This is a genomic window from Microvirga guangxiensis (assembly GCF_900102135.1).
Lineage (GTDB): Bacteria > Pseudomonadota > Alphaproteobacteria > Rhizobiales > Beijerinckiaceae > Microvirga > Microvirga guangxiensis.
This window is the reverse complement of the sequence record NZ_FMVJ01000005.1, coordinates 449,812-472,429: the sequence shown is the minus strand read 5'-3', so window position 1 is coordinate 472,429 and position 22,618 is coordinate 449,812. Positions and strand designations below refer to the sequence as shown.

General features: G+C 62.6%; 20 protein-coding genes. 9 read left to right on the top strand and 11 right to left on the bottom strand.

What is annotated here, in order from left to right:
• Nucleotides 1-313 precede the first annotated feature (313 nt).
• From BLP10_RS10990 to BLP10_RS10975, 4 genes are read left to right on the top strand one after another with little or no spacing between them, the layout of a single operon-like run.
• Nucleotides 314-2,104: a cation:proton antiporter domain-containing protein gene (locus BLP10_RS10990; protein WP_091134249.1), complete on the top strand. Its 1,791-nt coding sequence runs from the start codon at nucleotides 314-316 to the stop codon at nucleotides 2,102-2,104.
• Nucleotides 2,105-2,107: 3 nt separating this feature from the next.
• Complete coding sequence (locus BLP10_RS10985) at nucleotides 2,108-3,283, top strand: vWA domain-containing protein (protein ID WP_091134247.1); 1,176 nt, start codon at nucleotides 2,108-2,110, stop codon at nucleotides 3,281-3,283.
• A 4-nt stretch (nucleotides 3,284-3,287) separates the two neighbouring features.
• A complete protein-coding gene (locus BLP10_RS10980; RefSeq protein ID WP_091134245.1) occupies nucleotides 3,288-3,857 on the top strand; it encodes a hypothetical protein in 570 nt (189 codons plus the stop codon).
• Nucleotides 3,858-3,863: 6 nt separating this feature from the next.
• Nucleotides 3,864-4,436: an NUDIX domain-containing protein gene (locus tag BLP10_RS10975; RefSeq protein WP_244510480.1), complete on the top strand. Its 573-nt coding sequence runs from the start codon at nucleotides 3,864-3,866 to the stop codon at nucleotides 4,434-4,436.
• Between the two features lie 9 nt (nucleotides 4,437-4,445).
• Here BLP10_RS10975 and BLP10_RS10970 read toward each other — a convergent pair whose 3' ends face one another.
• Both BLP10_RS10970 and BLP10_RS10965 read right to left on the bottom strand, forming a co-directional pair.
• The gene (locus BLP10_RS10970; RefSeq protein ID WP_091134244.1) at nucleotides 4,446-4,871 is read right to left on the bottom strand and encodes a universal stress protein; all 426 of its coding nucleotides are present in this window, start codon (nucleotides 4,869-4,871) and stop codon (nucleotides 4,446-4,448) included.
• A gap of 15 nt (nucleotides 4,872-4,886) precedes the next feature.
• Complete coding sequence (locus BLP10_RS10965; RefSeq protein WP_091134242.1) at nucleotides 4,887-5,207, bottom strand: 2Fe-2S iron-sulfur cluster-binding protein; 321 nt, start codon at nucleotides 5,205-5,207, stop codon at nucleotides 4,887-4,889.
• Nucleotides 5,208-5,524: 317 nt separating this feature from the next.
• Here BLP10_RS10965 and BLP10_RS10960 point away from each other — a divergent pair, with 317 nt between their 5' ends.
• Nucleotides 5,525-10,285 (top strand): apolipoprotein A-IV repeat region-like domain-containing protein, encoded by a 4,761-nt coding sequence (locus BLP10_RS10960; protein ID WP_091134239.1) that lies wholly within the window; start codon nucleotides 5,525-5,527, stop codon nucleotides 10,283-10,285.
• 116 nt (nucleotides 10,286-10,401) lie between these two features.
• Nucleotides 10,402-10,905, top strand: coding sequence for a MepB family protein (locus BLP10_RS10955; RefSeq protein ID WP_091134237.1), 504 nt, complete (start codon nucleotides 10,402-10,404; stop codon nucleotides 10,903-10,905).
• A gap of 151 nt (nucleotides 10,906-11,056) precedes the next feature.
• Here BLP10_RS10955 and BLP10_RS10950 read toward each other — a convergent pair whose 3' ends face one another.
• The 4 genes from BLP10_RS10950 to BLP10_RS10935 are packed head-to-tail and all read right to left on the bottom strand — an operon-like array spanning nucleotide 11,057 to nucleotide 15,041.
• Nucleotides 11,057-11,719 carry an ABC-type transport auxiliary lipoprotein family protein gene (locus BLP10_RS10950; protein ID WP_244510479.1) on the bottom strand — a complete coding sequence of 221 codons (663 nt, stop codon included), beginning with the start codon at nucleotides 11,717-11,719 and terminating at the stop codon, nucleotides 11,057-11,059.
• Between the two features lie 24 nt (nucleotides 11,720-11,743).
• Nucleotides 11,744-13,081 (bottom strand): MlaD family protein, encoded by a 1,338-nt coding sequence (locus BLP10_RS10945; protein ID WP_091134233.1) that lies wholly within the window; start codon nucleotides 13,079-13,081, stop codon nucleotides 11,744-11,746.
• A gap of 9 nt (nucleotides 13,082-13,090) precedes the next feature.
• Entirely contained in the window at nucleotides 13,091-13,891 is an 801-nt protein-coding gene (locus BLP10_RS10940) for an ABC transporter ATP-binding protein (protein ID WP_175493877.1), read from the bottom strand.
• Nucleotides 13,892-13,895: 4 nt separating this feature from the next.
• Nucleotides 13,896-15,041, bottom strand: a complete 1,146-nt coding sequence (locus BLP10_RS10935) for an ABC transporter permease (RefSeq protein WP_244510478.1) — start codon at nucleotides 15,039-15,041, stop codon at nucleotides 13,896-13,898.
• Nucleotides 15,042-15,128: 87 nt separating this feature from the next.
• On the opposite strand from BLP10_RS10935, the gene dgcA reads away from it, so the two are divergent.
• The gene (gene dgcA, locus BLP10_RS10930; protein ID WP_091134230.1) at nucleotides 15,129-16,112 is read left to right on the top strand and encodes an N-acetyl-D-Glu racemase DgcA; all 984 of its coding nucleotides are present in this window, start codon (nucleotides 15,129-15,131) and stop codon (nucleotides 16,110-16,112) included.
• Here dgcA and BLP10_RS10925 read toward each other — a convergent pair.
• From BLP10_RS10925 to BLP10_RS10915, 3 genes are all read right to left on the bottom strand, one after another.
• Nucleotides 16,082-17,266 carry an MFS transporter gene (locus BLP10_RS10925; RefSeq protein WP_091134228.1) on the bottom strand — a complete coding sequence of 395 codons (1,185 nt, stop codon included), beginning with the start codon at nucleotides 17,264-17,266 and terminating at the stop codon, nucleotides 16,082-16,084. The genes dgcA and BLP10_RS10925 overlap by 31 nt on opposite strands.
• A gap of 113 nt (nucleotides 17,267-17,379) precedes the next feature.
• Complete coding sequence (locus BLP10_RS10920) at nucleotides 17,380-18,387, bottom strand: glycosyltransferase family 4 protein (protein ID WP_091134226.1); 1,008 nt, start codon at nucleotides 18,385-18,387, stop codon at nucleotides 17,380-17,382.
• Complete coding sequence (locus tag BLP10_RS10915; RefSeq protein ID WP_091134342.1) at nucleotides 18,387-19,214, bottom strand: UDP-2,3-diacylglucosamine diphosphatase; 828 nt, start codon at nucleotides 19,212-19,214, stop codon at nucleotides 18,387-18,389. The genes BLP10_RS10920 and BLP10_RS10915 overlap by 1 nt, the downstream gene beginning before the upstream one ends.
• Nucleotides 19,215-19,413: 199 nt before the next feature.
• Here BLP10_RS10915 and BLP10_RS10910 point away from each other — a divergent pair, with 199 nt between their 5' ends.
• Together BLP10_RS10910 and BLP10_RS10905 are read left to right on the top strand one after the other, a co-directional pair.
• On the top strand, nucleotides 19,414-20,346 hold the full coding sequence (locus BLP10_RS10910) for a DMT family transporter (RefSeq protein ID WP_091134225.1): 933 nt from the start codon (nucleotides 19,414-19,416) through the stop codon (nucleotides 20,344-20,346).
• Nucleotides 20,347-20,452: 106 nt separating this feature from the next.
• Nucleotides 20,453-21,070 carry a helix-turn-helix domain-containing protein gene (locus tag BLP10_RS10905; RefSeq protein WP_091134223.1) on the top strand — a complete coding sequence of 206 codons (618 nt, stop codon included), beginning with the start codon at nucleotides 20,453-20,455 and terminating at the stop codon, nucleotides 21,068-21,070.
• Nucleotides 21,071-21,092: 22 nt separating this feature from the next.
• Here the strand turns inward: BLP10_RS10905 and BLP10_RS10900 are convergent, their stop codons facing one another.
• Nucleotides 21,093-22,043 carry a c-type cytochrome gene (locus BLP10_RS10900; protein WP_091134221.1) on the bottom strand — a complete coding sequence of 317 codons (951 nt, stop codon included), beginning with the start codon at nucleotides 22,041-22,043 and terminating at the stop codon, nucleotides 21,093-21,095.
• Nucleotides 22,044-22,103: 60 nt separating this feature from the next.
• Nucleotides 22,104-22,538, bottom strand: a complete 435-nt coding sequence (locus BLP10_RS10895; RefSeq protein ID WP_091134220.1) for a c-type cytochrome — start codon at nucleotides 22,536-22,538, stop codon at nucleotides 22,104-22,106.
• Between the last annotated feature and the right edge of the window lie 80 nt (nucleotides 22,539-22,618).

Sequence of the window (22,618 nt, the reverse complement as noted above, 5' to 3'; positions counted from 1 at the left end):
GGGAGCCGGAACGGTCCTGTGCAGGCCTCGCAAGCCTGTGACGGGAGGCCCATCGCTGCAAGATGCGGTGTCCGCCTAAACAAACCGTGCGCGAGGAGCCGTCGGGTTCTTCACACACTAGACACACGAGCCGGACGCCTCCTCGCGCCCTCCCTCGATCCACACCTCGGGCGAAACTCGCCGCGAGGACGTTCCCGCTTGCTCTTTGAAATTCCAGGCACGCCAGAGCCTGCGGTATCCTGCCTGCCGATTGGCCTTGCCCCTTGCGCTTCCGTTCCTCATAGAAACACAATGCGCTGAACGGAAGGACCTTATGTCAGCCCCGATTGACCTGCACGCTTATCAGGAGCCGATCCTCTTTCTGGCAACGGCAGGTGTCGTCGTCCCGCTCTTTCACAAGCTGAAGATCAGTCCGGTCCTGGGCTTCCTGGCCGCCGGCGCGCTTCTGGGACCCTATGGCCTCGGACGGCTGATCCCCGATTATCCTTGGATCGACTGGCTGACCTTCACGAATCCCGAAGGCACATCGCGGTTCGCTGAATTCGGCGTGGTCTTCCTGCTCTTCACCATCGGGATCGAGCTGTCGTGGCAGCGCTTGCGCATCCTGCGCCGCCAGGTCTTCGGGTTCGGCACGCTCCAAGTCGTGCTTTGCGCCCTCGCCCTGGGCGTCTTCGCCCTCAAGGCCGTGGATTCCTATGCCGCGGCGGCGCTGATCGGCATCGCGCTGGCGCTTTCCTCCACGGCTATCGTCCTGCCGGTTCTGGCCGAGCAGAAGCGCCTGAATTCGGCGGCGGGGCGCGCGAGCTTCTCAGCCCTCCTCTTCCAGGACCTCGCAGTCGCGCCGATCCTGTTCACGATTGCCGCCCTCGACACGCGCCAGCCGGAAGTGAGCATGGTGTCCTTCGCCACGGCGCTCTTCCAGGCAGGCCTCGCGCTCGCGATCATCGTTGGGCTGGGCCGTCTGGTGCTGAGACCTTTCTTCCAGATGGTCTCGGCCACCAAGAGCCCCGAGATGTTCATGGCCGCGTGCCTGCTCGTGGTGATGGTCACGAGCCTGATCGCCGCCGTGAGCGGCCTCTCCATGGCGCTGGGCGCCTTCATCGCGGGCATTCTCCTCTCCGAGACGGAATACCGCCGCGCCGTCGACACCACGATCCAACCGTTCAAGGGCCTATTGCTCGGAGTGTTCTTCGTGTCGGTGGGCATGAGCCTCGATGTCGTGCGCTTCCTTGAAGCGCCGGTGACGATCCTGGCGGTTGCGACTTTCCTCATCGCCATCAAGAGCGTGATCATCTTCTGGCTGGGCCGGCCCTTCGGCCTGAATGCGCCGGAGGCTGCCGAGACGAGCCTGCTCCTGGGTCCAGGCGGCGAGTTCGCCCTCGTCATCATCGGCGCGGCCATGACCGCCGGGCTCGTCCCCTATGAGATCGGCAAGAACCTGCTGCTGGTGACCACGCTGACCATGGTGGCGATCCCCTTCCTCGCCCGCCTTGGCCGACGCCTGAGCCGCAGCCTCGAAAAGCAGATCCCCTTGAGCCCGGAGCTTTCCGTTCCGCCGCCACCGGAAGAAGCCGGACGCGTCATCATCGCCGGCTACGGCCGCGTCGGTCAGCTCGTGGGCGACATGCTTCAGCGCCACAAGGTGCCCTATATCGCCGTCGACATGGACCCGGTGCGTGTGGCCGAGGAGCGCAAGGCTGGCAAGCCGGTCTATTTCGGCGACGGTTCCTACCCCAGCTTTCTGCGCTCCTGCGGCGTCGAGCAGGCCCGCGCCCTCGTCATCACTCTCGACACGCCAAGCGCCATCGAGGCGGTTGTCTCGGCGGCCCGTCAGGAGCGCCCGGACATCACCATCGTCTCCCGCGCCCGCGACGCGAAACATGCGGCCCAACTCTATGAACTCGGCGTCGACGATGCGGTGCCGGAAACCATCGAAGCATCGCTGCAACTGAGCGAGGCCGTGCTGGCCGATATCGGCGTTCCCATGGGCCTCGTGATCGCCTCGATCCATGAGCGGCGCGACGAGTTCCGCGCGATCCTGAAGAAGAACAACAAGAAGCCGGATCGCATCGAGTTTCGGGCAAGACGCACGGTGGGCAAATAAGCGATGTTCCTCACCTTCTTCACGGAACTGCGCGCGGCGAAGGTGCCCGTGTCCTTGCGGGAATATCTTTCCCTGCTCGAGGCGCTCGATCAGGATCTCGCCGACAAGAGCGTGGAGGAATTCTACTATCTTTCCCGCACCTGCCTGGTGAAGGACGAGCGCCATTTCGACAAGTTCGATCAGGTCTTCGCGCATGTGTTCAAGGGCCTTGAGAGCATCGGCCAGGCCTTCGGAAAGGAGCAGCTTCCCGAGGAATGGCTGCGCAAGCTCGCGGAGCGCTACCTCTCCGACGAAGAGAAGAAGCAGCTCGAAGCCATGGGCTGGGACAAGCTCTGGGAAAACCTGAAGAAGCGTCTCGAAGAGCAGAAAGGCCGCCACCAGGGCGGCAACAAATGGATCGGCACTGCGGGCACTTCGCCTTACGGCGCTTACGGCTACAATCCGGAAGGCATCCGCATCGGCCAGGACAAGAACCGCAACTTCCGCGCTGTAAAGGTATGGGACAAGCGCGAGTTCAAGGATTTCGACGACAATGTCGAACTCGGCGTGCGCAACATGCGCATCGCGCTCCGCAGGCTGCGCCGCTTCGCGCGCACCGGCTCAGCCGAGGAGCTCGATCTCGACGAGACGATTCATGAGACCGCGCATAAGGGCTATCTCGACGTGCGCCTGCGGCCCGAGCGCCGCAACGCAGTGAAGGTGCTGCTCTTCCTCGATGTAGGCGGCTCGATGGATTGGCACATCCAGGCGGCGGAGGAGCTGTTCTCGGCGGCGCGTCTCGAGTTCAAGCACTTTGAGCATTTCTACTTCCATAACTGCGTCTACGAGCATTTATGGAAGGAAAACCGCCGCCGCTTCGACGAGAAGATCCCGACCCTCGACGTGATCCGCACCTACCCGTCCGATTACCGCGTGGTGTTCGTAGGCGATGCCTCCATGAGCCCGTACGAAATCACCCATCCCGGCGGCTCGGTGGAGCATTGGAACGAGGAGCCGGGCAGCGTCTGGATGCGGCGCATTCTCGATCACTTCCACAAAGCGGTCTGGCTGAACCCGGTGCCCGAAGGCCACTGGAAATACACCCAGTCCATCACTCTCATGCGTCAGCTCTTTTCCGAGCGCATGCATCCGCTGACGCTCGAGGGCATAGACCACGCCATGCGCGAGCTGGTACGTTGACGCCATGACACAGACTTACACCTACAGCCCCCGTCCGGTGGGCGGGCCGATCAGCTTTGCCATCAAGGGCGACACGCTGATCGTCGATTCCGGCCGCAAAGTGCATGAGGTGCGCCTCGGCGCGGTCCACACCGTGCGCATGACCTACGAGCCCGGGCGCATCGGCCAGAAATCCTTCCGGACGAAGGTGACGATGAGCGACGGCAAGAATTTCACCTTCAGCTCGCTCAGCTGGAAGAGCCTCGTCGAGGCGCAGGAATTGACGGCGGAATACCGGGCTTTCGCCCGCAACCTGTGCGAGGCGATCGTGAAGGCCAACCCGCAGGCGCGCTTCATCGCCGGCAAGCCCTGGTGGCTCTGGGCCTCGACGACAGTGGTCGCCGTGCTGTCCCTTTTCATGATGGCATACCTGATCTGGCAGGCCCTCAGGATGGGTTCGACGGGCGTCGCCCTGATCGGCGCGCTGCTCGCGGTAGTCGGCGTCTGGCAGATCGAGCCCATGGTGCGCCTCAACAAGCCGCGGCTCTTCTCATCCGGCGCGCTGCCGGAGGAATTGATGCCGAAGGCAGGCTGACCACCCATGACGAGCAGTCTTGAAGACGCGGACGAAGAACGGCCTGACATCGAGACGGTCGGCAGCAGGATCGTCTACGAGAACAAGTGGATGAAGGTCCGCGAGGACCAGATCCGCCGCCGGGATGGCTCGCACGGCATCTACGGCTTCGTCGAGAAATCCGATTTCGTCATCATTGTGCCGGTCCAGGACGGTATCGTCCATCTGGTCCAGCAATACCGTTATCCCATAGGACGTCGCCAATGGGAGTTTCCGCAGGGCTCATGGGAAGACGAACCCGGAGCCGACCCGCGCGATCTCGCAAGAGGCGAACTGGAAGAAGAGACAGGGCTGCTTGCAGGCAACATGCAGGAAGCGGGACAGCTCTACCCTCTCTATGGAACAGTCACGCAGAGCTATCGCATCTTTCTGGCGACAGACCTCAAGCCAGGCCGCAAACAATTGGAGCAGGAAGAGCAGGACCTCGTGACCAGGGCTTTTCCGCTGGCCGAGGTGGAGGCGATGATCCTGAACGGCACCATTCAAGACGCCGGAACCGTCGCCTCCTTCGGGATGCTCAGGCTGAAGGGCCTGATCTGATAAGGCGCGTTACGTCCGCACCACCAGCACCGAGCACCGAGCGTGGCGCACGATGGTGGAGGCGTTGGAGCCCAGAAGATAGGTCGCCATGCTCGGACGGTGCGAGCCGATGACGACGAGGTCCGCGCCGGTCTTCTCGGCCTCGTCCAGCACCTCGCCGTAGACGGAGCCCAAGCGCACGACAGCGGAGACACGCTCGGCCGGGAGCTTCACGCTGGCGGCGAGCTGGGCCAGCTTCTTCTCCGCCTCGTCCTGCTGCTCCTGGTCGAACGCCGGAGGCATGAATTCCATGTAGGTCACGGGCACGATGGCGCGAACATAGATGAGGCGGACATTGCCATCGGAAACCTTGGCAAGCTCCACTGCCTTGTCGAGCGCGGGCTGCGCCGCTCCGATTTCACCGAGGTCGACGGGAACGAGGATTGTCTTGAACATGGCGATATCTCCGGATCAGCCCTGACGAATGGGGGTGCGAACGACAAGTCCGTCCAGCTCGGGGCGGACCCGGATCTGGCAGGACAGGCGCGAGTTGGGGCGGACATCGAAGGCGAAGTCCAGCATATCTTCTTCCATGGGCTGCGGCTGACCTGTCGCAGCCTCCCACTCCTCGTCCACATAGACATGACAGGTCGCGCAGGAGCAGGCCCCACCGCATTCGGCCTCAATGCCCGGCACGCCGTTGCGGATGGCGGTTTCCATGACGGTTGCGCCCTCCTCCGCATCCACGGTTCGGGCAGTCCCTTCGGCATCGATGAAAGTAATCTTGATCATTGCGGACCTTTCGTTGACGGCGCATATTTAAGATACGGCACGCCGGATGACGAGAGATGAGCATGAGGCTTGCCGTCTTTTCGCCGCATTTTCCCCGGTAGTGCAGGTTACTGAGCCGTTAACGACGTTCGCAAGTGGCAGGGGACATCGGGTTTCCTTGAACATGACCGGCCGCTAAACTCGCTTGGTAAATAGCAGATTACCGTACGGAAGGACTGTCACCAGTTTTTCCGCACTGGCTGAAACCACGCATAGCCTCTTGATGATCAAAGGAATGCCGGTTTCATCCACCATCAGTTGCGTCACGAGGGCGGATCATGGCGACCGAAAATAAGAAGATGAAAGACCCTGCAGAGGCGGCCCTATCGGCTGTCGAGCAGGCGCTCAATCTTGACGAAACCTTCGAGATTCCAACTCCAGGCCAATCGGAGAGCAAATCCTCTTCCGAGGAGCCCAGGCTCCCGGACATCGATGCGCATGACTTCACGAAGGGCCCCTTTGCCCTGAACTCCGAGTTTTCGGATCGCCGCGACGATCGGCTGGACGAACGTGGCATCAAGGTAGACGAAGCGTCCCGCTCCGGCTTCGTCGCCCCTGATCGCACCGCCGTCGCCAACGACGATCGCCAGAACGTCGGTGTGATGCTGCAGGCTCTTCAGGTTCGCCCCTCCCGCCGCGCTTATGTGTTCGCAACGCTGGCCTCTCTTCTGTGGCTCGGCGGCATTGGCTATTTCCTCTATTCCCAAGGCATCGTGACGCCCGAACAGCTCCTTGCCACCTTCTCCACCTCGCAGCTGGCTTTGGGCGCGGTTGCGCTTATCGCTCCGGTCTTCCTGTTCTTCATTGCCGCGATGCTGACCGTCCGCTCGCAGGAAATGAAGATGGTGGCCCGCGCCGTGGGCGAGGTCGCTGTGCGCCTGGCGCAGCCTGAGAACTTCTCCACCGACGCCGTTCTCTCCGTTTCCCAAGCCGTGCGCCGCGAAGTGGCTGCCGTGGGCGATGGCGTGGAGCGTGCCCTCGCCCGCGCCGGCGAACTTGAGACCCTCGTGCGTAGCGAGATCTCCACGCTTGAGCGTGCCTATTCCGATAACGAGATCCGAATCCGTTCGCTCATCGACGAGCTTGTCGCTCAGCGTGAAGCCATCGTCTCCAACTCGGAGCGGGTGCGTGGTGCTATTACCGGCGCTCACCAGAACCTGATTCAGGATCTCGATGTTGCCAGCGAGCGCGTCGTCACCGCCGTCGGCGGCGCAGGCGACAAGGTGACCACCTCGCTCGAACATCAGGGCGATCAAATCACCCAGGCACTCGGCCGCGCCGGCGAGCGCGTCGTTGAGGAAATGGCGAGCCGCGGCGTCGAACTCGTGGAGCGTCTCTCCGGCGCGAGCGAAGAAATCAAGGCCGGCATTGCAGATGTCGGCACCACGATCACCGGCGCGCTTGAAAGCAAGGCGCAGGACATCACCGGCGCTTTCGAGCGCACCGGCGACGTTCTCACCCGCCACCTTCAGGAAGGCGCGACCCAGGTCACCCGTACGCTGGCCGAGACCGGCCGCGGCGTCATCGATGCCCTCGCTCAGCAGGGCAACGATGTGCGTGAGGCATTCGAGCAGACCGCCCGCAGCCTTGAAGAGAGCTTCGCGCAGCGCGGCAGCGAGATCACCGAGAAGCTCGCAGCCACCGGCGGCGTGATTGCCGACGACATCTCCGCACGCACCACCGACATGCGCGACCAGATCGCGGCAGCCGGCCTTTCTGTCAGCGAAGAGCTCATGCAGCGCGGCACGGCCCTGCGCGAGCAGCTGGCCACGACCGGCTCGGATGTGGTCAACGACATCATCACCCGCGGCAATGAATTCCGCGAGCATCTTGCAACGACGGCCTCCGAGGTCAGCAGCCAGATCACGCTGCGCGGCAACGAAGTGCGCGAGCATCTCGAAGGTGCCGTGCGGATGGCAGACGAGTCCATCGGCAGCCGTGTCGAGGATCTCGCCGTTCGCCTCGAAACCGCCAGCCAGCGCGTCAGCGAATCCGTTACTGTCCAGGGTCAGGCTCTCGAGAGCAACCTTGCACAGGTCGGCGAGCGCCTCTCCTACCTCATGGGTTCCAAGGTCGAGGAGTTCCAGTCGGTATTCGAAACCCGCGGACAGGAATTCTCGGAGACCCTTACGCGGCATGCGGACGAGGTGCAGACCCGCCTCGCCGGCACCGGCAAGGACATCGTGCTCGCCATCGCCACGCAGGGCGCGCGCGTCAACGAGGTTCTCAACCGGACAGCCGAAAGCGTCACGACCACTGTCGACACGCGTACCCGCGAAGTGGAAGAAACGCTCGGCTCACGCCTCGAAGCCTTCGAGGGCGTCATGGGCCGTGGCGGCGAACTCGCCGACCGCATCTCCCGCGAAGTGGGCAGCTTGACGGAAACGATCAGCGGCCGCTTCGAAGAGATGGACCGCCTCATCACCGTGCAGGGCCGCACGATGTCCGAGTCCTTTGCCGAGCGCGCTCGCGAGGCGACCTCCGCCATCGAGACCCAGCTCACAGCTCTCGAGGAGCACGCCACCCGCCGCACCACCGAGATCACCGCCAACTTCGACACCATCGTCGAGCGCGTGGATACCGTTCTCGGCGCCCGCTCCACGGCTCTCAACGAAGCGCTCGTCGTGCGCACCGGTGAGATGGCTCGCGTGATGGCTGAAGGCGGCCGCGACGTGGCCAATGCTCTCCAGACCCGCGTGGACGAGATCAGCCAGGCGATCACCGCCAAGACCGGCACGATCGCCGACACGCTCTCCAGCAAGGCAGAGCAGATCAGCGAGGCGCTCGACGCCCGTGCCAGCAGCATCAACGAGATCCTTGGCACACGCGCCGGCGAGATCACCGAGACGCTGGAAAACCGCATCGCCACGATCAACCAGATCCTCGGCGACCGTGTGGACGAGATCGCCGAGACCCTCGGCACCCGCGCCTTCGAGATCAACCAGACCCTCGGCGGACGTGCTGATGAGATCAATCAGACCCTCAGCGCACGTGCGAACGAGATCAACGAAACTCTCGGCGGCCGCGTGGAGGAGATCGCATCCACCCTTGGCAACCGCACCGAGGAGCTGGCAGCAACCCTCGACCAGCGCGTCAGCCAGTTCGAGGATCGCGTCGTCAATCGCCTCGGCGGCGTGGTGGAAGCCATCGATGAGCGCGGCACTGCAGTCGTCTCCTCTCTCAACAGCCGCATTGGCGAGATCCGCTCGATCTTCGACACTCAGGGCAACTCGCTCATCGAGTCGCTCGGTAGCCGCGGCGATGTGATCGGCCAGGAAGTTGCATCCATCACCGAGAGCACCCTGCGCGCCCTTGAGGATCGCAGCCAGACCATGCTGTCGTCGCTCCAGGAGCGCACGATGGAGCTCACCTCCTCCTACATGCAGTCGACGGAAGCCATGCGCGTTGCCATCGACTCCGGCACGGAGCGTACGGTCGAGACCCTGCTCGGCACCAATGAGCGCCTTCGCGGCGAACTCTCCGACGTGCTTGGCCGTCTGCAGGATGCCAGCCGTACCCTTCAGCAGGTTGCGGCCTCCGCCAGCAACAACCTCGGCGCTGTCGAGGATGGTCTGGGCGGACGCGTGCAGCAGATCGAAACGCTCTTGTCGGAAATCGCCTCCCAGGCGAGCCGTGCATCGGATCAGGTGGCCGATCAGGTCGACGCCCTGCGTGGTGTCTCCTCCGGCGCGATCCAGCAGGCCATGGATCTTGCCCATGCCCTTGAGGACCGCGCTCGCGGCCTGACCGAGACCACCTATGAGCAGATCAACACACTTACCCAGGCAGCCTCTGCCCTGGAGCGTGTGGAAGGTCGCATGACCGAGGCCCTGTCCAGCCGCCAGAGCGCTCTGGACGAACTCCTCGGCCGCATCGAAGAGCGCTCGCAGGATCTCGAATCCGTCACCCGCGCCTTCACCACCCTTGTGGAAGGCTCGCTCCAGAACGCCGAGAGCAAGGCGCGCCAGATCGGCTCCGTCCTGGCTGGCGCCGCAGAGACGACCACCACTGCCATCGGCGAGCAGTTCGAACGCATCCGCTCCACCACCAGCGTGGAGAGCGAGCGCACCGCTGCAACCTTGCGCTCGACCTACGAGCAGGCCGCTGCCGAGATGGCGGAAGCCCTCAGCGGCGCCACTGCGAAGTTCCGTGATACCATGGGCGAGCTTCGCGGCATGACCGGCCAGATCCAGCGCGAGCTGGAGGCCACCCGCGCCGAACTCCGCCGCGGTGTCGTCGAGCTGCCGCAGGAAACCCAGGAAACCACGGCCAACATGCGCCGCGTGGTCGCCGACCAGATCAAGGCTCTCAACGAGCTTTCCGCTCTGGTCTCGCGCTCCAACCGCGTGGTCGATGCAGCTCCTGCCGCTCAGCCCCGCCGTGCTGCGGTGAACGAAGCCCCGGTTGCTGCGACCATGGCCGCCGTTGCCGCCGCCGTCGAGCAGCGCATCGCCTCCCCTGCTCCGGCTCCAACGGTCGCCCGTCAGGCCGAGCCGCGTCCTGTGCCTGCACCGGCTCCCGCTCCTGTCCGTCAGGCTCCTGCTCCGGCGCAGCGTCCCGCTGCGCCTCGCGAGGAAGCTGGCCCCGCCCGTGATGCTGGCGCGGCCCGTGGCGGCTGGCTTTCGGACCTCCTGAACCGCGCCTCACGCGACGATGAAGAACCCGTCCGTGCTCCAGCTCGTACCGGACGCACCAACAGCCTCGACTCGCTCGACTCGATCTCGGTGGATATCGCTCGAATGATCGATCACAATGCGGCCGTAGAGCTTTGGGATCGCTACCGCCGTGGCGAGACCAATGTGTTCAGCAACCGCCTCTACACGGCACAGGGTCAGCAGACCTTCGAGGAGATCCGCCGCAAGTACCGCCGTGACGACGAGTTCCGTCAGACGGTTGATCGTTACGTGGACGAGTTCGAGCGCCTGCTCGCCGAAGTCTCGCGCGACGACCGCGACTCCACGCTGACGAAGACCTACCTCACCTCGGAAACCGGCAAGGTCTACACCATGCTGGCCCATGCGAGCGGTCGCTTCGAGTAAGCGAACTTTCCCTCAAACGAATATGAAAACGCGGCTTCCAAGCCGCGTTTTTTGTTGAGTGGGTCGATGCCGGCTCTCTGCAAGCGCCGAAAGAAAGCGTCTTGGATCAAACCTGCATGAATATTCATCCGGATTTTACGGTTGCCGCAGATCGAGTCTATGCGCCGCTAGGACTCGAATGCTCCGCGCTGCAAACGGAACCTGAAAGCGCCGAATATGGTGCCTGCCGCTTCAATCTCGGTGAACGCTCTCTCGTATTCCGTGCCTCGAAGATCACGCCCACGAAGATCGGGCAATTCGTCACGTGCTGGAAGAGGGTCGGCAATGGTCCGATCCTGCCGTTGGATACATCCGACCCCTTCGATCTCCTCGTCGTCAGTTGCCGCAGCGCGCTGCATTTTGGACAGTTCGTTTTTCCAAAGTCAGCGCTGCGTGAGAGCGGGATCGTCTCGGAAAAGGGCAAAGGCGGAAAACGAGGCATCCGCGTCTACCCGCCCTGGGATGAGCCGACGAGCCGTCAGGCGGAGCGGACACAGCAATGGCAGAGCGCCTATTTTCTGAGGATCGAGAATGCAGCTTTGGATGAGATCAGGGCGCGAGAGCTTTATTGCGCAGAATAGGCATGAAGCGCGGCGCTCAGGCTCTGCTCTGTTTTTTGGCCAAGTCTAACGTTTGGATTGATACTTGAAGCGCTAGTTCTGCGTGTAGCGCGGTGTTGAAGAACCTCCCCCACGGGCCCACAGAACGTTCACAACATTGTCCCGCGCTAAATTAGGCCGGCTCTCTGTCCGCAGGTGCCTCGCTCCTGACATCACCCGGCTCCTCGCGTCTGGGTAGCGAGCTGCCGCTGACCCAGCGAACGATATCGAGCATGGCAACCGAGAGCGCCTCATCGAGGGCGCGGGCGGCGTTTGCCGCATCCACGGACGCCACAGGGGTACGAGCACGGAAAATGCGGCCATTCGCGATGCGACCGGTCTGGTCGCTCACGATCTTCACGGAAATCTCGACCACCGCCTCGTTGGAGGGCGTCTCGATCTCAAACCGGCGCAGCTCCGAGACCAGCTGGACGTCAGCCACCGCACCGCTGCTGGGGCGAGAGACCCCGCGCAGCTGAGAGGCGTTCTCGAAGGTATTGATCAGACGCGTCTGGATCAGGCGCGGCAGATTATCGGCCCATTGCCCTCCCCCGATGAAGGAGACCGAACCGCTGACATCCTTCACCAGGATCTGCTGTGTGGCGAGGGTCTGGATGGCGGCAGGCTCGTTCACCAGCACCTGAACGCCGGCAGCCCCCCTGATCCGCGATGAGGGGGCGGAGAGGTCATACGTCGTCGGTGCCGGTCCCGACGAGCAGGCGCCAGCGAGCGCCGCCAGAAGCACCACAGGCATCAGGCGCCGGAGCGGCCGGAAATCGGTCGGGGAAGGAGACACGGATGATCCACGCATACAGGTTACTTAACGGCGTCCATTGTATTGAGGGAGATTCGGTTGGCCACCGAAAAGAAACTGCTGTGGATTACGCTCGATGCTGCGCACCGCGCGGCTGATATCCCCCAGGGTCTTTCGGCCTTCGACAGCCAGAGCCTCGTATTCCCTCAGCCCTGAATCCGTGAAGCGGCCGACGCCGGAGAGAACGCCTTCGATGCCACTTGTGCGCCGGTTCAGATCGTCAGCCAGCTCCCGGACCGAGACGGCGGCGGCCCTGATCTCGTCAAAGGCGCCCTTGCCCGACTCGCCGGAGGCGGAACCCAGGAACTTCTCGGCTCCCGCCAGAACACCGTCGATCTTGTCAGCGGACCTGTTGAGTTTCTCGGTGATCGAGCGGGCTTCCTGGATTGCCTTGTCGATGTCGGGGCTACGGCGGTTCAGGGTATCGGTGAAGTTCTGAACATTGTCGACCGTACGGCTCACTTTGCTCGGATCGACGGCTTTGGCGAGCTCGCCGATCTCGGCCACGGCGGTATCGAGCTTGGGCGCCGTCTCGTTGAGACGGTCCACGAGGCTTGCCGCATCCTTGAGGGCGTCGCTCACCACTTGGCGGTTCTCACCGAGGGCCTGAGCGAAATTGTCCACGTTCTCGACAATCCGTGACACGCGCTGCGGCTCGACCGCGCGCACCACCTGGTCGACATTGGTCGCCAGCGTCTCGAGCTTCTCGGCCAGCGGTCCGACCTTCTCGGCCGCCTGCCCGATCTGCGCCAGGAAGCGGTCGATGCCCTCCGCGTTCTCACCGAGCGCCTGCGAGAAGCGCTCCACATTCTGAACCGTCCGGTTGATGGAGCCCTCGTTATCCGCAATCACGCGGCCCACGCGCTCGAGCACGTCATCGGCCCTGCGCGCGATATTCCGGGCGGTCTCGATCAGGTCCTGGAAGTCGGAGCGGTCTGCGAAGATGGTCGGCATGGGCTGCCCAGGGCCAGCCACCAGCGGGGGAGCGCCGGGCTCGCCTCCGGACAGGCCGATATTCGCCACGCCGGTGAGGCCCTGGTATTCCAGGCGGGCGCGGGTGTCGGCCCGGATAGGAGTGCTGTTGTCCACCTGCACGATGGCCACGACCCGGCGCGGATCCTCGGGGAGAAGGCTGATCTGGGTCACCTCGCCGACGCGGAGGCCGTTGAAGGACACGCTGGAGCCCTGGGACATGCCGGAGACGGAACCGGAAAAGACGATGCGGATGTTCTGGCGGTCCTGCCCCCTGCTTCCGCCGGAGAACCAGTAGACGAAGCCGAACGCCGCCGCGATCACCGCCAGGGTGAAGATGCCGATCAGGGCGTAATTCGCACGCGTTTCCATCGCTTCCTCTTAGACGCCGCCGGTCATGACCGAGCGTGCCCGTTTTCCATGAAAATAAGAGCGGAGCCAAGGGTGATCTGAAGCCAGCATCGCCTCGATCGGGCCTTCCGCCAGGATTTTGCCGTCACCCAGCGCCGCGATCCTGTCGCACACCGTATAAAGGCTGTCCAAATCATGGGTTACCATGAATACGGTGAGCCCCAAAGTACGCTGTAAAGTCGCAATCAGCTCGTCGAACTCGCCTGCGCCGATGGGATCCAGACCGGAGGTCGGCTCGTCCAGGAAAACGATATCCGGATCCAGGGCGAGAGCCCGGGCGAGCGCCGCACGCTTGATCATGCCGCCAGACAGTTCCGAGGGCAGCTTGTCTGCCGCGTCGGGCTTCAGCCCCACCATTTCGATCTTGAGCATGGCAAGCTCGTCGAGGAGCCGATCCGAGAGATTCAGGTGCTCGCGCATCGGCACTTGAACGTTCTGCTTCACGGTCAGCGCCGAGAACAAGGCACCCTGCTGGAACAGCACGCCCCAATGGCGCTCCATGAGGCGGCGCTCGGAGGGGGACAGGTTGTCGAGGTTCTCTCCCAACACCTCGATGGTGCCCGCCCGCTTGGGCACGAGCCCGAGGATCGCGCGGGTAAGCACTGACTTGCCCTGGCCGGAGGCGCCCACGAAACCGAGGATCTCCCCGCGATAGACGTCGAGATCGAGGCCTTTCAGGATGGTCTTCTCGCCGAAGCCGACCTCGACGCCGCGCACGCTGATGATCACTTCGCGGTTCTGGGCAGGAGCTGGATGGAGTCTTTCGAGCATCGGTTCAGTACCTGATGGCCGCAAAGAACATGGCGAAGAGGCCGTCGAGGACGATCACCATGAAGATGGCCTTCACCACCGATGAGGTCACGTGACGGCCAAGGGATTCGGCCGAGCCCTGCACCGCCAGACCTTCCAGGGTGGCGATGATGCCGATGACCATGGCCATGAACGGGGCCTTGATGATGCCGACCATGAAGGTGTTGAAGGCGATCGACGCCTTCAGACGCGTAAGGAACACGTCGGGGCTGATGTCGCCATACACCCAGGCTGTGACGCCACCGCCGAGCAGGGCCGCGATGCTCGCAATGAAGGTCAGGAGCGGAAGGCCGATGATCAGGGCGAGGATGCGGGGCAGGATCAGCACCTCGATGGGGTCGAGCCCCATCACCCGCAGGGCATCGATCTCCTCGCGCATCTTCATGGAGCCGATCTCGGCGGTGAAGGCCGAGCCGGAGCGGCCCGCCACCATGATCGATGTCAGGAGCACGCCCAGCTCGCGCATGACCAGGATGCCGATGAGGTCCACGACGAAGGGTGTCGCGCCGAACCGGACCAGCTGGAAGATGCCCTGCTGGGCTACGATTGCGCCCACGAGGAACGAGATGAGGACGATGATCGGCACGCCGCGATAAGCGATCTGCTCAAGCTGGTTGATCACCGCCGTGCCGCGGAAGCGCCGGGGATGGACAATCACGCGAATGAAGGCCGATACCAGCTCCCCCAGGAACGCGACGCCGCGCACGAGATCGTTGCCAGCCCCGGCAACGGTCTGCCCCACGTCGACCAGGAAATCGACGAACCGGGAGCGCTTCGGCTTCAGTCCTTCCTGAAAACCACGATAGGCAACCTCGTTTAGGAGGATGTGTTGTTCCGGGCTGGCATTGACGAAGTCCGAAGCCAGGCCCTTTTCGCCTAATTCGTGGCGCGTGCGATCAAGGACCCAAGCGCCCAAAGTATCGAGCCGGTGAACACCCTTGAGATCGAGGATGAGGTGGTGCCGGTCGGCCTCGGCCGAAATCTCGCCGACAAGAGTTTCGACCCTCCGCGCATGCTCGGCAGTCCATGCGCCGACCAGCGCCGCCGTGACCTTGTTTCCGGCACGCTCGATTCTCACTTCCGGCTCTTGAGCCAGGATGCTCTGGGCCACGACGATCCTTCCGGCATTGATTCCTTGTGGTGATAGCGTGTAGCTGCGTCACAAGTCGAGATGAAGTTCTAACTAGAAGCCAAGAGAATGCGTCAGCTCACCGTTTCCATCGACCGCTTCCCCATCGCGGGCAAGTTCACCATCTCCCGCGGCTCCCGCACAGAGGCCGTGGTGGTAACGGCCACGATTACCGAGAATGGCGCCATAGGCCATGGGGAGTGCGTGCCCTACCCGCGTTACGGCGAGACCGTCGAGGGTGTGGCGGCAGCCATCGAGGCCATGCGACCGCAGATCGAGGCCGGGCTGACCCGGGAGGCGCTTCAATCCTTTATGCCGGCGGGTGCAGCCCGCAACGCAGTAGATTGCGCACTCTGGGACCTGGATGCGAAGCGTTCCGGCATCCGCGCTCATGTCACGGCGGGGCTGACCCGCTGGCAACCGGTGACGACCGCCTACACGATCAGCCTCGATACACCCGCGGCGATGGCCGAGGCCGCAGCGAAGGCTGCTGGGCGTCCGATCCTGAAGGTCAAGTTCGGCGGACCAGGAGGCGATATCAAGCGCATCCGAGCCGTGCGCCGGGCTGCTCCGGACGCCACGCTCATCGCAGATGCCAATGAAGGCTGGACCGAGGAGAACTTGGAGGCTCATCTCGCAGCTTGCGCCGAGGAGGGTTATGCCCTGGTGGAGCAGCCCCTCCCCGCCAAAGCCGATGGGTATCTGTCCAAAATCGCGCGGCTCGTTCCCATCATGGCGGATGAAAGCGTCCATGATCGTCCGAGCCTGCAACGGTTGGTGGGCCTCTACGACGTAGTGAACATCAAGCTCGACAAAACGGGGGGCCTGACGGAAGCGCTGGAGCTTGCCGAAGCTGCCGAGGCTCTCGGATTCTCCCTCATGATCGGCTGCATGGTCGGCACATCCCTGGCCATGGCGCCTGCCATGGTGATCGCGCCCCGCTGCCGCTTCGTCGACCTCGACGGCCCGCTGCTGCTGGCGAAAGACCGGGAGCCCGGCCTGAGATATGAGGGAAGCCTCGTCTACCCGCCAGAACCTGCGCTCTGGGGCTGAGACTTCAGCTTTCCGATCACAATCAGCATGAGCACGAAACCGATGGCTCCCAAGGGAGCCATCGCGGCAAAGACCAGCGGCCCAGCCTTTTCATAGATCATCCCGCTGCCAATGGTGGAGACCGCTGTCGTGAGGGCGGCGAGGGAGCCATAGATGCCCTGAGCCCGTCCCCGTGCCTGCATCGGCGCCAGCGCGGTAAGTGCGGCCATGGTTCCGATATGGGTGGCGGCGAACGACAGGCTGTGCATGGTCTGCAGGACGAGGGTCACGCCAAGCCCGGGCTGGAGCGACATGACCGTGAAGCGAATGACGGCAGCCGCCGATCCGAGGAGGATCAGCCCGACGCCGGAACCTCGCCCGACGGCGCGTCCGAGAAAGATGAACACAATGATCTCGGCGATCACGCCTGCCGCCCAGAAATAACCAATCGCCGAATCCGAGAAGCCGAGGGAGCGCCAATGGATGCTGCCGAAGGCATTGAGTGCACCGTGCGTTCCTTGGGTAATGGCCCCTGCGATCAGCAGCAGCCACAGCACCTTCGGCAAGGCAGGAGAAGCCTTCTGCTCCTTGTCCTCCGGCTTGGGCGAATGATCTGGGACCTCGTTCGGAACGACGGTAAGCGTTGCCGTGATTCCGAAAACGGGAATGAGCGTGAGCGCCAGGATCACGACAGTCGGCCCGAACGCCCCGACAAGATACCCGGCGAGGATATTGGTGATGAAGAACGCCACCGAGCCGCTGCCCCGGATGCGTCCGTAGTTGAGCCCCGGATGGCGCTGCACCGCATTCGTGGAGACGAGATCGTTTCCCGGAATGACGGCCGCTTGAGCGAAGGCGACGAGGGCCACAAGAGCAATGATGACGGCGCTGCTGTCGGTCAAAAGAAGCAGGGGAAAGCCCAGCATCTGGCCGACATGGCTCGCCAGCAGGAGCCGCCGCGCCCCGAAAGAGCGGTCGGCGAGGCTGAGCAGCGGAGCCGTAGCCACGATGCGCACGATAATGGGAATCGCAACTACAAACCCGATGATGGTGGGCGAAAGGGCTTTGCTTTGCAGCCAAAGCGGAAAGAACGGCAGGTACACGCCGTGGCTCACGAAACTCGCCGCCTGCAGGGCGCCCAGCCGGATTTCGAGGGCTCTGGTCGAAGAGATCAAGGATGGCGCTTTCGGGAATCAGCGTGAGCGACAAAGGCATCCATTAAAGACATGACGCCCTGTGAGCCAAGGCCTCACCTGCACCGATTTGTTCACGGTGGGGAGAATGCGCCTCAAGCGCCCGTATGGGCAGCCTGGATGTTCGAGAAGAACTGCCGGGCGCTCTCGCGCCAGGTAAAGGTCTCGCCATAGGCTCTGCAGAGGTCTCGCGGTACATCCAGGGCCGCCAAGGCCGCCTTTCGCAAATCTTCGTCCACGACACCGCAACCCGACGAGTTGATTACATCGACCGGACCCGTAACGGGGAATCCTGCGATGGGCAGCCCTGAAGCGAGCGCTTCGAGGAGAACTATGCCGAAGGTATCGGTGAGGCTCGGGAAAACGAAGACATCCGCTGATGAATAGACCCGCGCCAGATCCTCCCCTGCGAGAGATCCCAGGAAGCGGACCCCAACATGTTGTCGCTCGAGCTCCTGACGCGCGGGCCCGTCGCCGACGACCACCTTGGTGCCTGGAAGATCCAAGGAAAGGAAAGCCTCCAAGTTCTTCTCTACCGCGATCCGGCCTACATAGAGAAAAATCGGCCCAGGAAAGTCCACAACGCGTTCATGCCGAGGACGAAACAGTGTGGTGTCGACGCCACGTGTCCAGCGCACGATGTTCCGAAATCCACGCGCGCTCAACTCTCGTTCGAGCGAGGGTGTCGAGACCATCATCACCCTCGCCTCGCGATGGAACCAACGCAGAGCTCTGTAGGACCACTCCTCCGGAACAGGCAGGCGCGCAGACAGATATTCCGGAAATCGCGTGTGGTAGCTCGTCGTGAAAACACGCCCCTGCCGCCGGCAGGCCAAGCGGGCCGTCAGGCCGAGAGGGCCTTCCGTAGCAATGTGGACATGATCGGGGGTCGCCTCCGCGATCATTCGCTCGACGGTGTCAGGACGCGTCAGTGAAAGCCGAATCTCCGGATAGGTCGGCATCGGAAAGGAGCGAAAGCGTTCCGGCGTCAAGAACGTCATCTCCACGCCGAAGGATGGCGCCTGATCAGCCATGTGCTCAAGGGAGCGCACGACGCCATTGATCTGCGGCCGCCAGGCGTCCGTGACGACGAGGACCCGCATCAGGCAGCCCTTCCATCAAAGGCAGCCGACTTTTCGAGCGACACCGTGGTCTCGGGTTTGGACAGGCTCCGTTTGAGCGCCTCATTCCAGCGAAGGAGTTCGAGCTTGCCGTCCCAGTGCTCTACAACCACTGTACAGGATTCCACCCAATCGCCTGTATTCACATACGAGACGCCGTAATGCTCATGCATGACGGCGTGATGGATATGACCGCAAATCACGCCGTCTACCTCCTGACGCCGGGCCTCGGCTGCCAGGAGCTCCTCGAACTTGCTGATGAAATTCACCGCGTTCTTCACCCTCAGCTTTGCCCAGGCCGAGAGCGACCAGTAGGTAAGACCGAGCTTGCGACGAACGATGTTGAGATAGGTGTTGACGAACAATGCTGCCGTATAGGCTCCGTCGCCGAGAAGCGCGAGCCAGCGGGCATGGCGAACGACCAGATCGAACTGGTCCCCATGAATGACAAGATAGCGCTTTCCATCCGCCGTCTCGTGGAGCGCGTGCTCGGCCAGTTCGATGCCACCTAAGTTGACGCCGATGTAATCGCGCAGGAATTCGTCATGATTGCCCGGCACGTAGATGAGCGACGTGCCCTTGCGGACCTTCCGCAGTAGCTTTTGCACCACATCGTTATGGCTCTGTGGCCAATACCAGCCGGACTTCAAGCGCCATCCATCGACGATGTCGCCGACGAGATAGATCGTCTCGGCGTCGTAGCACCGGAGGAATTCAAGAAGCGCTTCCGCCTGACACCCTTTTGTTCCCAGGTGGAGGTCCGACAGGAACAACGTGCGCACACGGATTGTCTCCGGGTCCCTCGACATGCGCGCCTCCTTTTTGAAATGCCCCCAGACCAAGCCAAACAGGATTCGCATCTCGTCCCCATGACATGTCCTTTGCGAATTTGTGACACCTGACACGTTCTCCATGCGCTGAACGCAGGGGCAACGAGCCGATAAAGGCTTCACGTGAGGGACTTGCCGTGTTTTTCTGCAGATCCTTTGTTTCGAGTGACTCGCTGTCGTGAATCCTGTTCTGGGGATCTCCCTCAAAGTCCTGTCGGCCATCGTCTTCACGATGATGTCGGCCGTTCTCAAGACACTGATGGATCGCTACCCAGTTGGCGAGGTGGTGTTCTTCCGGTCGTTCTTCGCCATTCTGCCTCTGTGCCTTTGGCTCGGATGGAATGGGGAACTGATCAACGGCCTGAGGACGAAGAATGTAATCGGCCACTTCAAGCGAGGGTTTCTCGGCACCGGCGGCATGGCCCTCGGATTTACTGCCCTGTCCTACCTGCCGCTCCACGACGCGATCGCCATCGGTTACGCCTCGCCTCTGATCCTCGTGGTTCTGGCAGCTATTCTGCTGAAGGAAACGGTGCGCGCCTATCGCTGGACTGCGGTCGCCGTGGGCTTCGTCGGCGTATTGATCATGCTCTCGCCCTATCTCTCCCCTAAGACCTTTGCCGGCGGCATGATGGCGGGCCCGGCGCTTGGAGCGGCCTGTGCCCTCCTGGGCGCAATCTGCTCCGCGGGTGCCATGGTCCAGGTACGGCGTCTCACCGGCACCGAGAAGACCGGGGCGATCGTCTTCTATTTCTTTATTCTGGCCTCGGCGCTCTCATTCTGCACCATAGTCTTCGGATGGAAGATGCCCGATGCCACGGATCTTGCCCTCTTCGTTCTCGGCGGCATCCTGGGCGGGGTCGGCCAAATCCTCATGACTGAATGCTACCGCTACGCAGACGCCTCTGTGATCGCGCCATTTGAGTACACGACCATGATCTGGGCCCTTCTGCTCGGGTGGTTCATGTTCGGCGATCTTCCAACCCCGACCATCCTGACCGGGGCTACCATCGTAGCAGCGACTGGCCTTTTCATCGTCTGGCGTGAGCGGCAATTAGGCATCGAGCGGGCCAAGGAGCTCAAGGTCGCGCCTCAGAAGCCCGGCGCCTGAGGGGAAAATCTCCTATGCGGCGTCTGTGGCCTTGACCCGCCTCGCCTCTTATCTCACAACCGTTTAAAGGAACGGATGTTCGGTTTTTCAGAACAGAGGCATGTTTATGGGCGTCGAAGGCAAAGAGCGGCAGCGAGACCTGGAATCAGGCGCGCAGGTTTTGTCCGGGAACATGGGCAAGACGATCCAGCGTCTGCGCAAGGCCTATAACCTGTCTCTATCGGAACTCGCCGAGCAATCGGGCGTGGCCAAGTCCATCATCAGCCAGATCGAGCGGAACGAGACCAACCCGACCCTGGCCACCATCTGGCGCCTGAGCCAAGCCTTGGATGTCTCCATCGAAGGGGTATTGGCCTCGGCGGATGAGGAGCCGTTCATCGAGAAATCGTCCAAGGCGGACACGCCGATCCTCGTCTCCGACGACGGCAAGATGCGCCTCGCCATCATCGGCTGGATCAAGACCGTCGAATGGCTGCAATGGTACGATGTGCAGTCGGAACCCGGTGGTGTGCTGGATTCCGACAGCCACCAGCGCGGCTCGGTGGAGTGCCTGTCCGTGCTCGAAGGCGAATTCGAGGTGGAAGTCGGCGGCGTGACCCAACAGGCCAAGGCCGGTGAGTCCTTGCGCTACCGGTGCGACCGCCCCCATTCCGTGCGCTGCATCGGCAATACCCCGGGCCGGGCTACCATGGTCTGCATCCTCAAGGCCGCCGTGATGGATTGAGGCCTCCAGCCTCGATCCCCCTTCAAGGTTTCGGCGCGACGTAGCCCTGCTTTTGCGGCAGGGACAGCAGGTATTCCGCCATCGCCTGCCGGTCAGCCTCCGGCAATTGCGCCGTGTTGCGCACGACCGAGCCCATCGGTCCGCCGACCGTGTCGAAGTTCGGCGTTTCGCCTGTCGTAAGCAAAGTTACGAGATCGGCTTCAGTCCAGCCGCCGATGCCGGTGCGATGAGGCGTAATGTTCGGCACCGCACCCCGACCTTCAGGGTCGGGCCCGCCTGCGAAGCGGCGGTCCTCGATGATGGCTCCCGCGAAATTGCGCTCGCTGTGGCATTCGGCACAATGGCCGGGCCCATTCACGAGATAGGCTCCCCTGTTCCAACTTGCGGATTTCGAGGAATCGGGCGTGAAGCTGTGGCCGTCAAGGAAAGCGAGCTTCCACAAGCCCACGCCGCGACGGATGTTGAAGGGGAACGGCAGTTCGTGATCGGGCGCTTTCCCCTCGACGGCTGGTAGCGTCTTCATGAACGCGAAAAGATCGGCCAGATCCTCGCGGCTCATGCGCTGATAGGAGGCATAGGGGAATGAAGGATAATAATGCCGCCCGTCCGGTGAGACGCCCTCCCGCATGGCGCGGATGAAATCGCTGGTGCTCCAGGATCCGATGCCATCCCTCTGATGCGGTGAGATATTGGGAACATGAAATGTGCCAAAGGGCGACTTGAGGGCATAGCCTCCACCAAGGCGCAGCTTGTCGTCCTGATTGGGTGTCGCGTGGCAGGAGGTGCAACCTCCCGCGAAAAACATCACGCGTCCGTTTTCCGGGTTGGGAGGGAGATTGGGCTCCGCAGGTGTCGAGAGGCCAATCGATGAATCGCTTCGGAGCAGTCGATAGGCTGAAGGCGATGTGAGCGCCAGGAAGCCCACCAAGGCTACCACGACCAGAAAACCTAAGCTCACAACCGCTTTACGCATCGATCTTTCCAAACTGAGTCAGGCGGCCTTGAAGCCGCCCGCTCGGTGACTCAAAAACGTTTAGCTCTTCTTACGGAAGTCATTGTGGCAGGCGCCGCAATTCTGCATGACCTTGGGCATCTCGGCCTTAAAAGTTGCCTCGTCCTTGATGGACGCCATGGCAGTCTTCGCGTCCTGGTTGAACTTGGTCATGATTCCTTCGAACTTAGCCTTGTTCTCCCAGATGGACGGCAGCGCTTCCGTGTCGCCGACGCCCTTGGAGCTCTCAGGGAAGAGCCCTGCTGCTTTCGCCGAATTATCGGCAAAGACCTTGAGGCCAGCCTGCACCTTGGCGAGGTCGAATGGCTCCTGTCCACGGAGCATGCCGCCGATGGGCCGGGTCTGGGCCCCCATCTGCTTCATGAGGTCCTGACGCTGCTCGACCACGTCGCTCTGCGCGATGGCCGCAGTAACACCCAGCGCCAGAAGGCTGGCGATGACAATCGTACGCTTCATAGAGGTTTCCCTGTTTTATCCAGCGGCAAACGACTCATCCCCTCGCCGTCCCCGCCAAGCTGGCATTAGGGCATATCCTC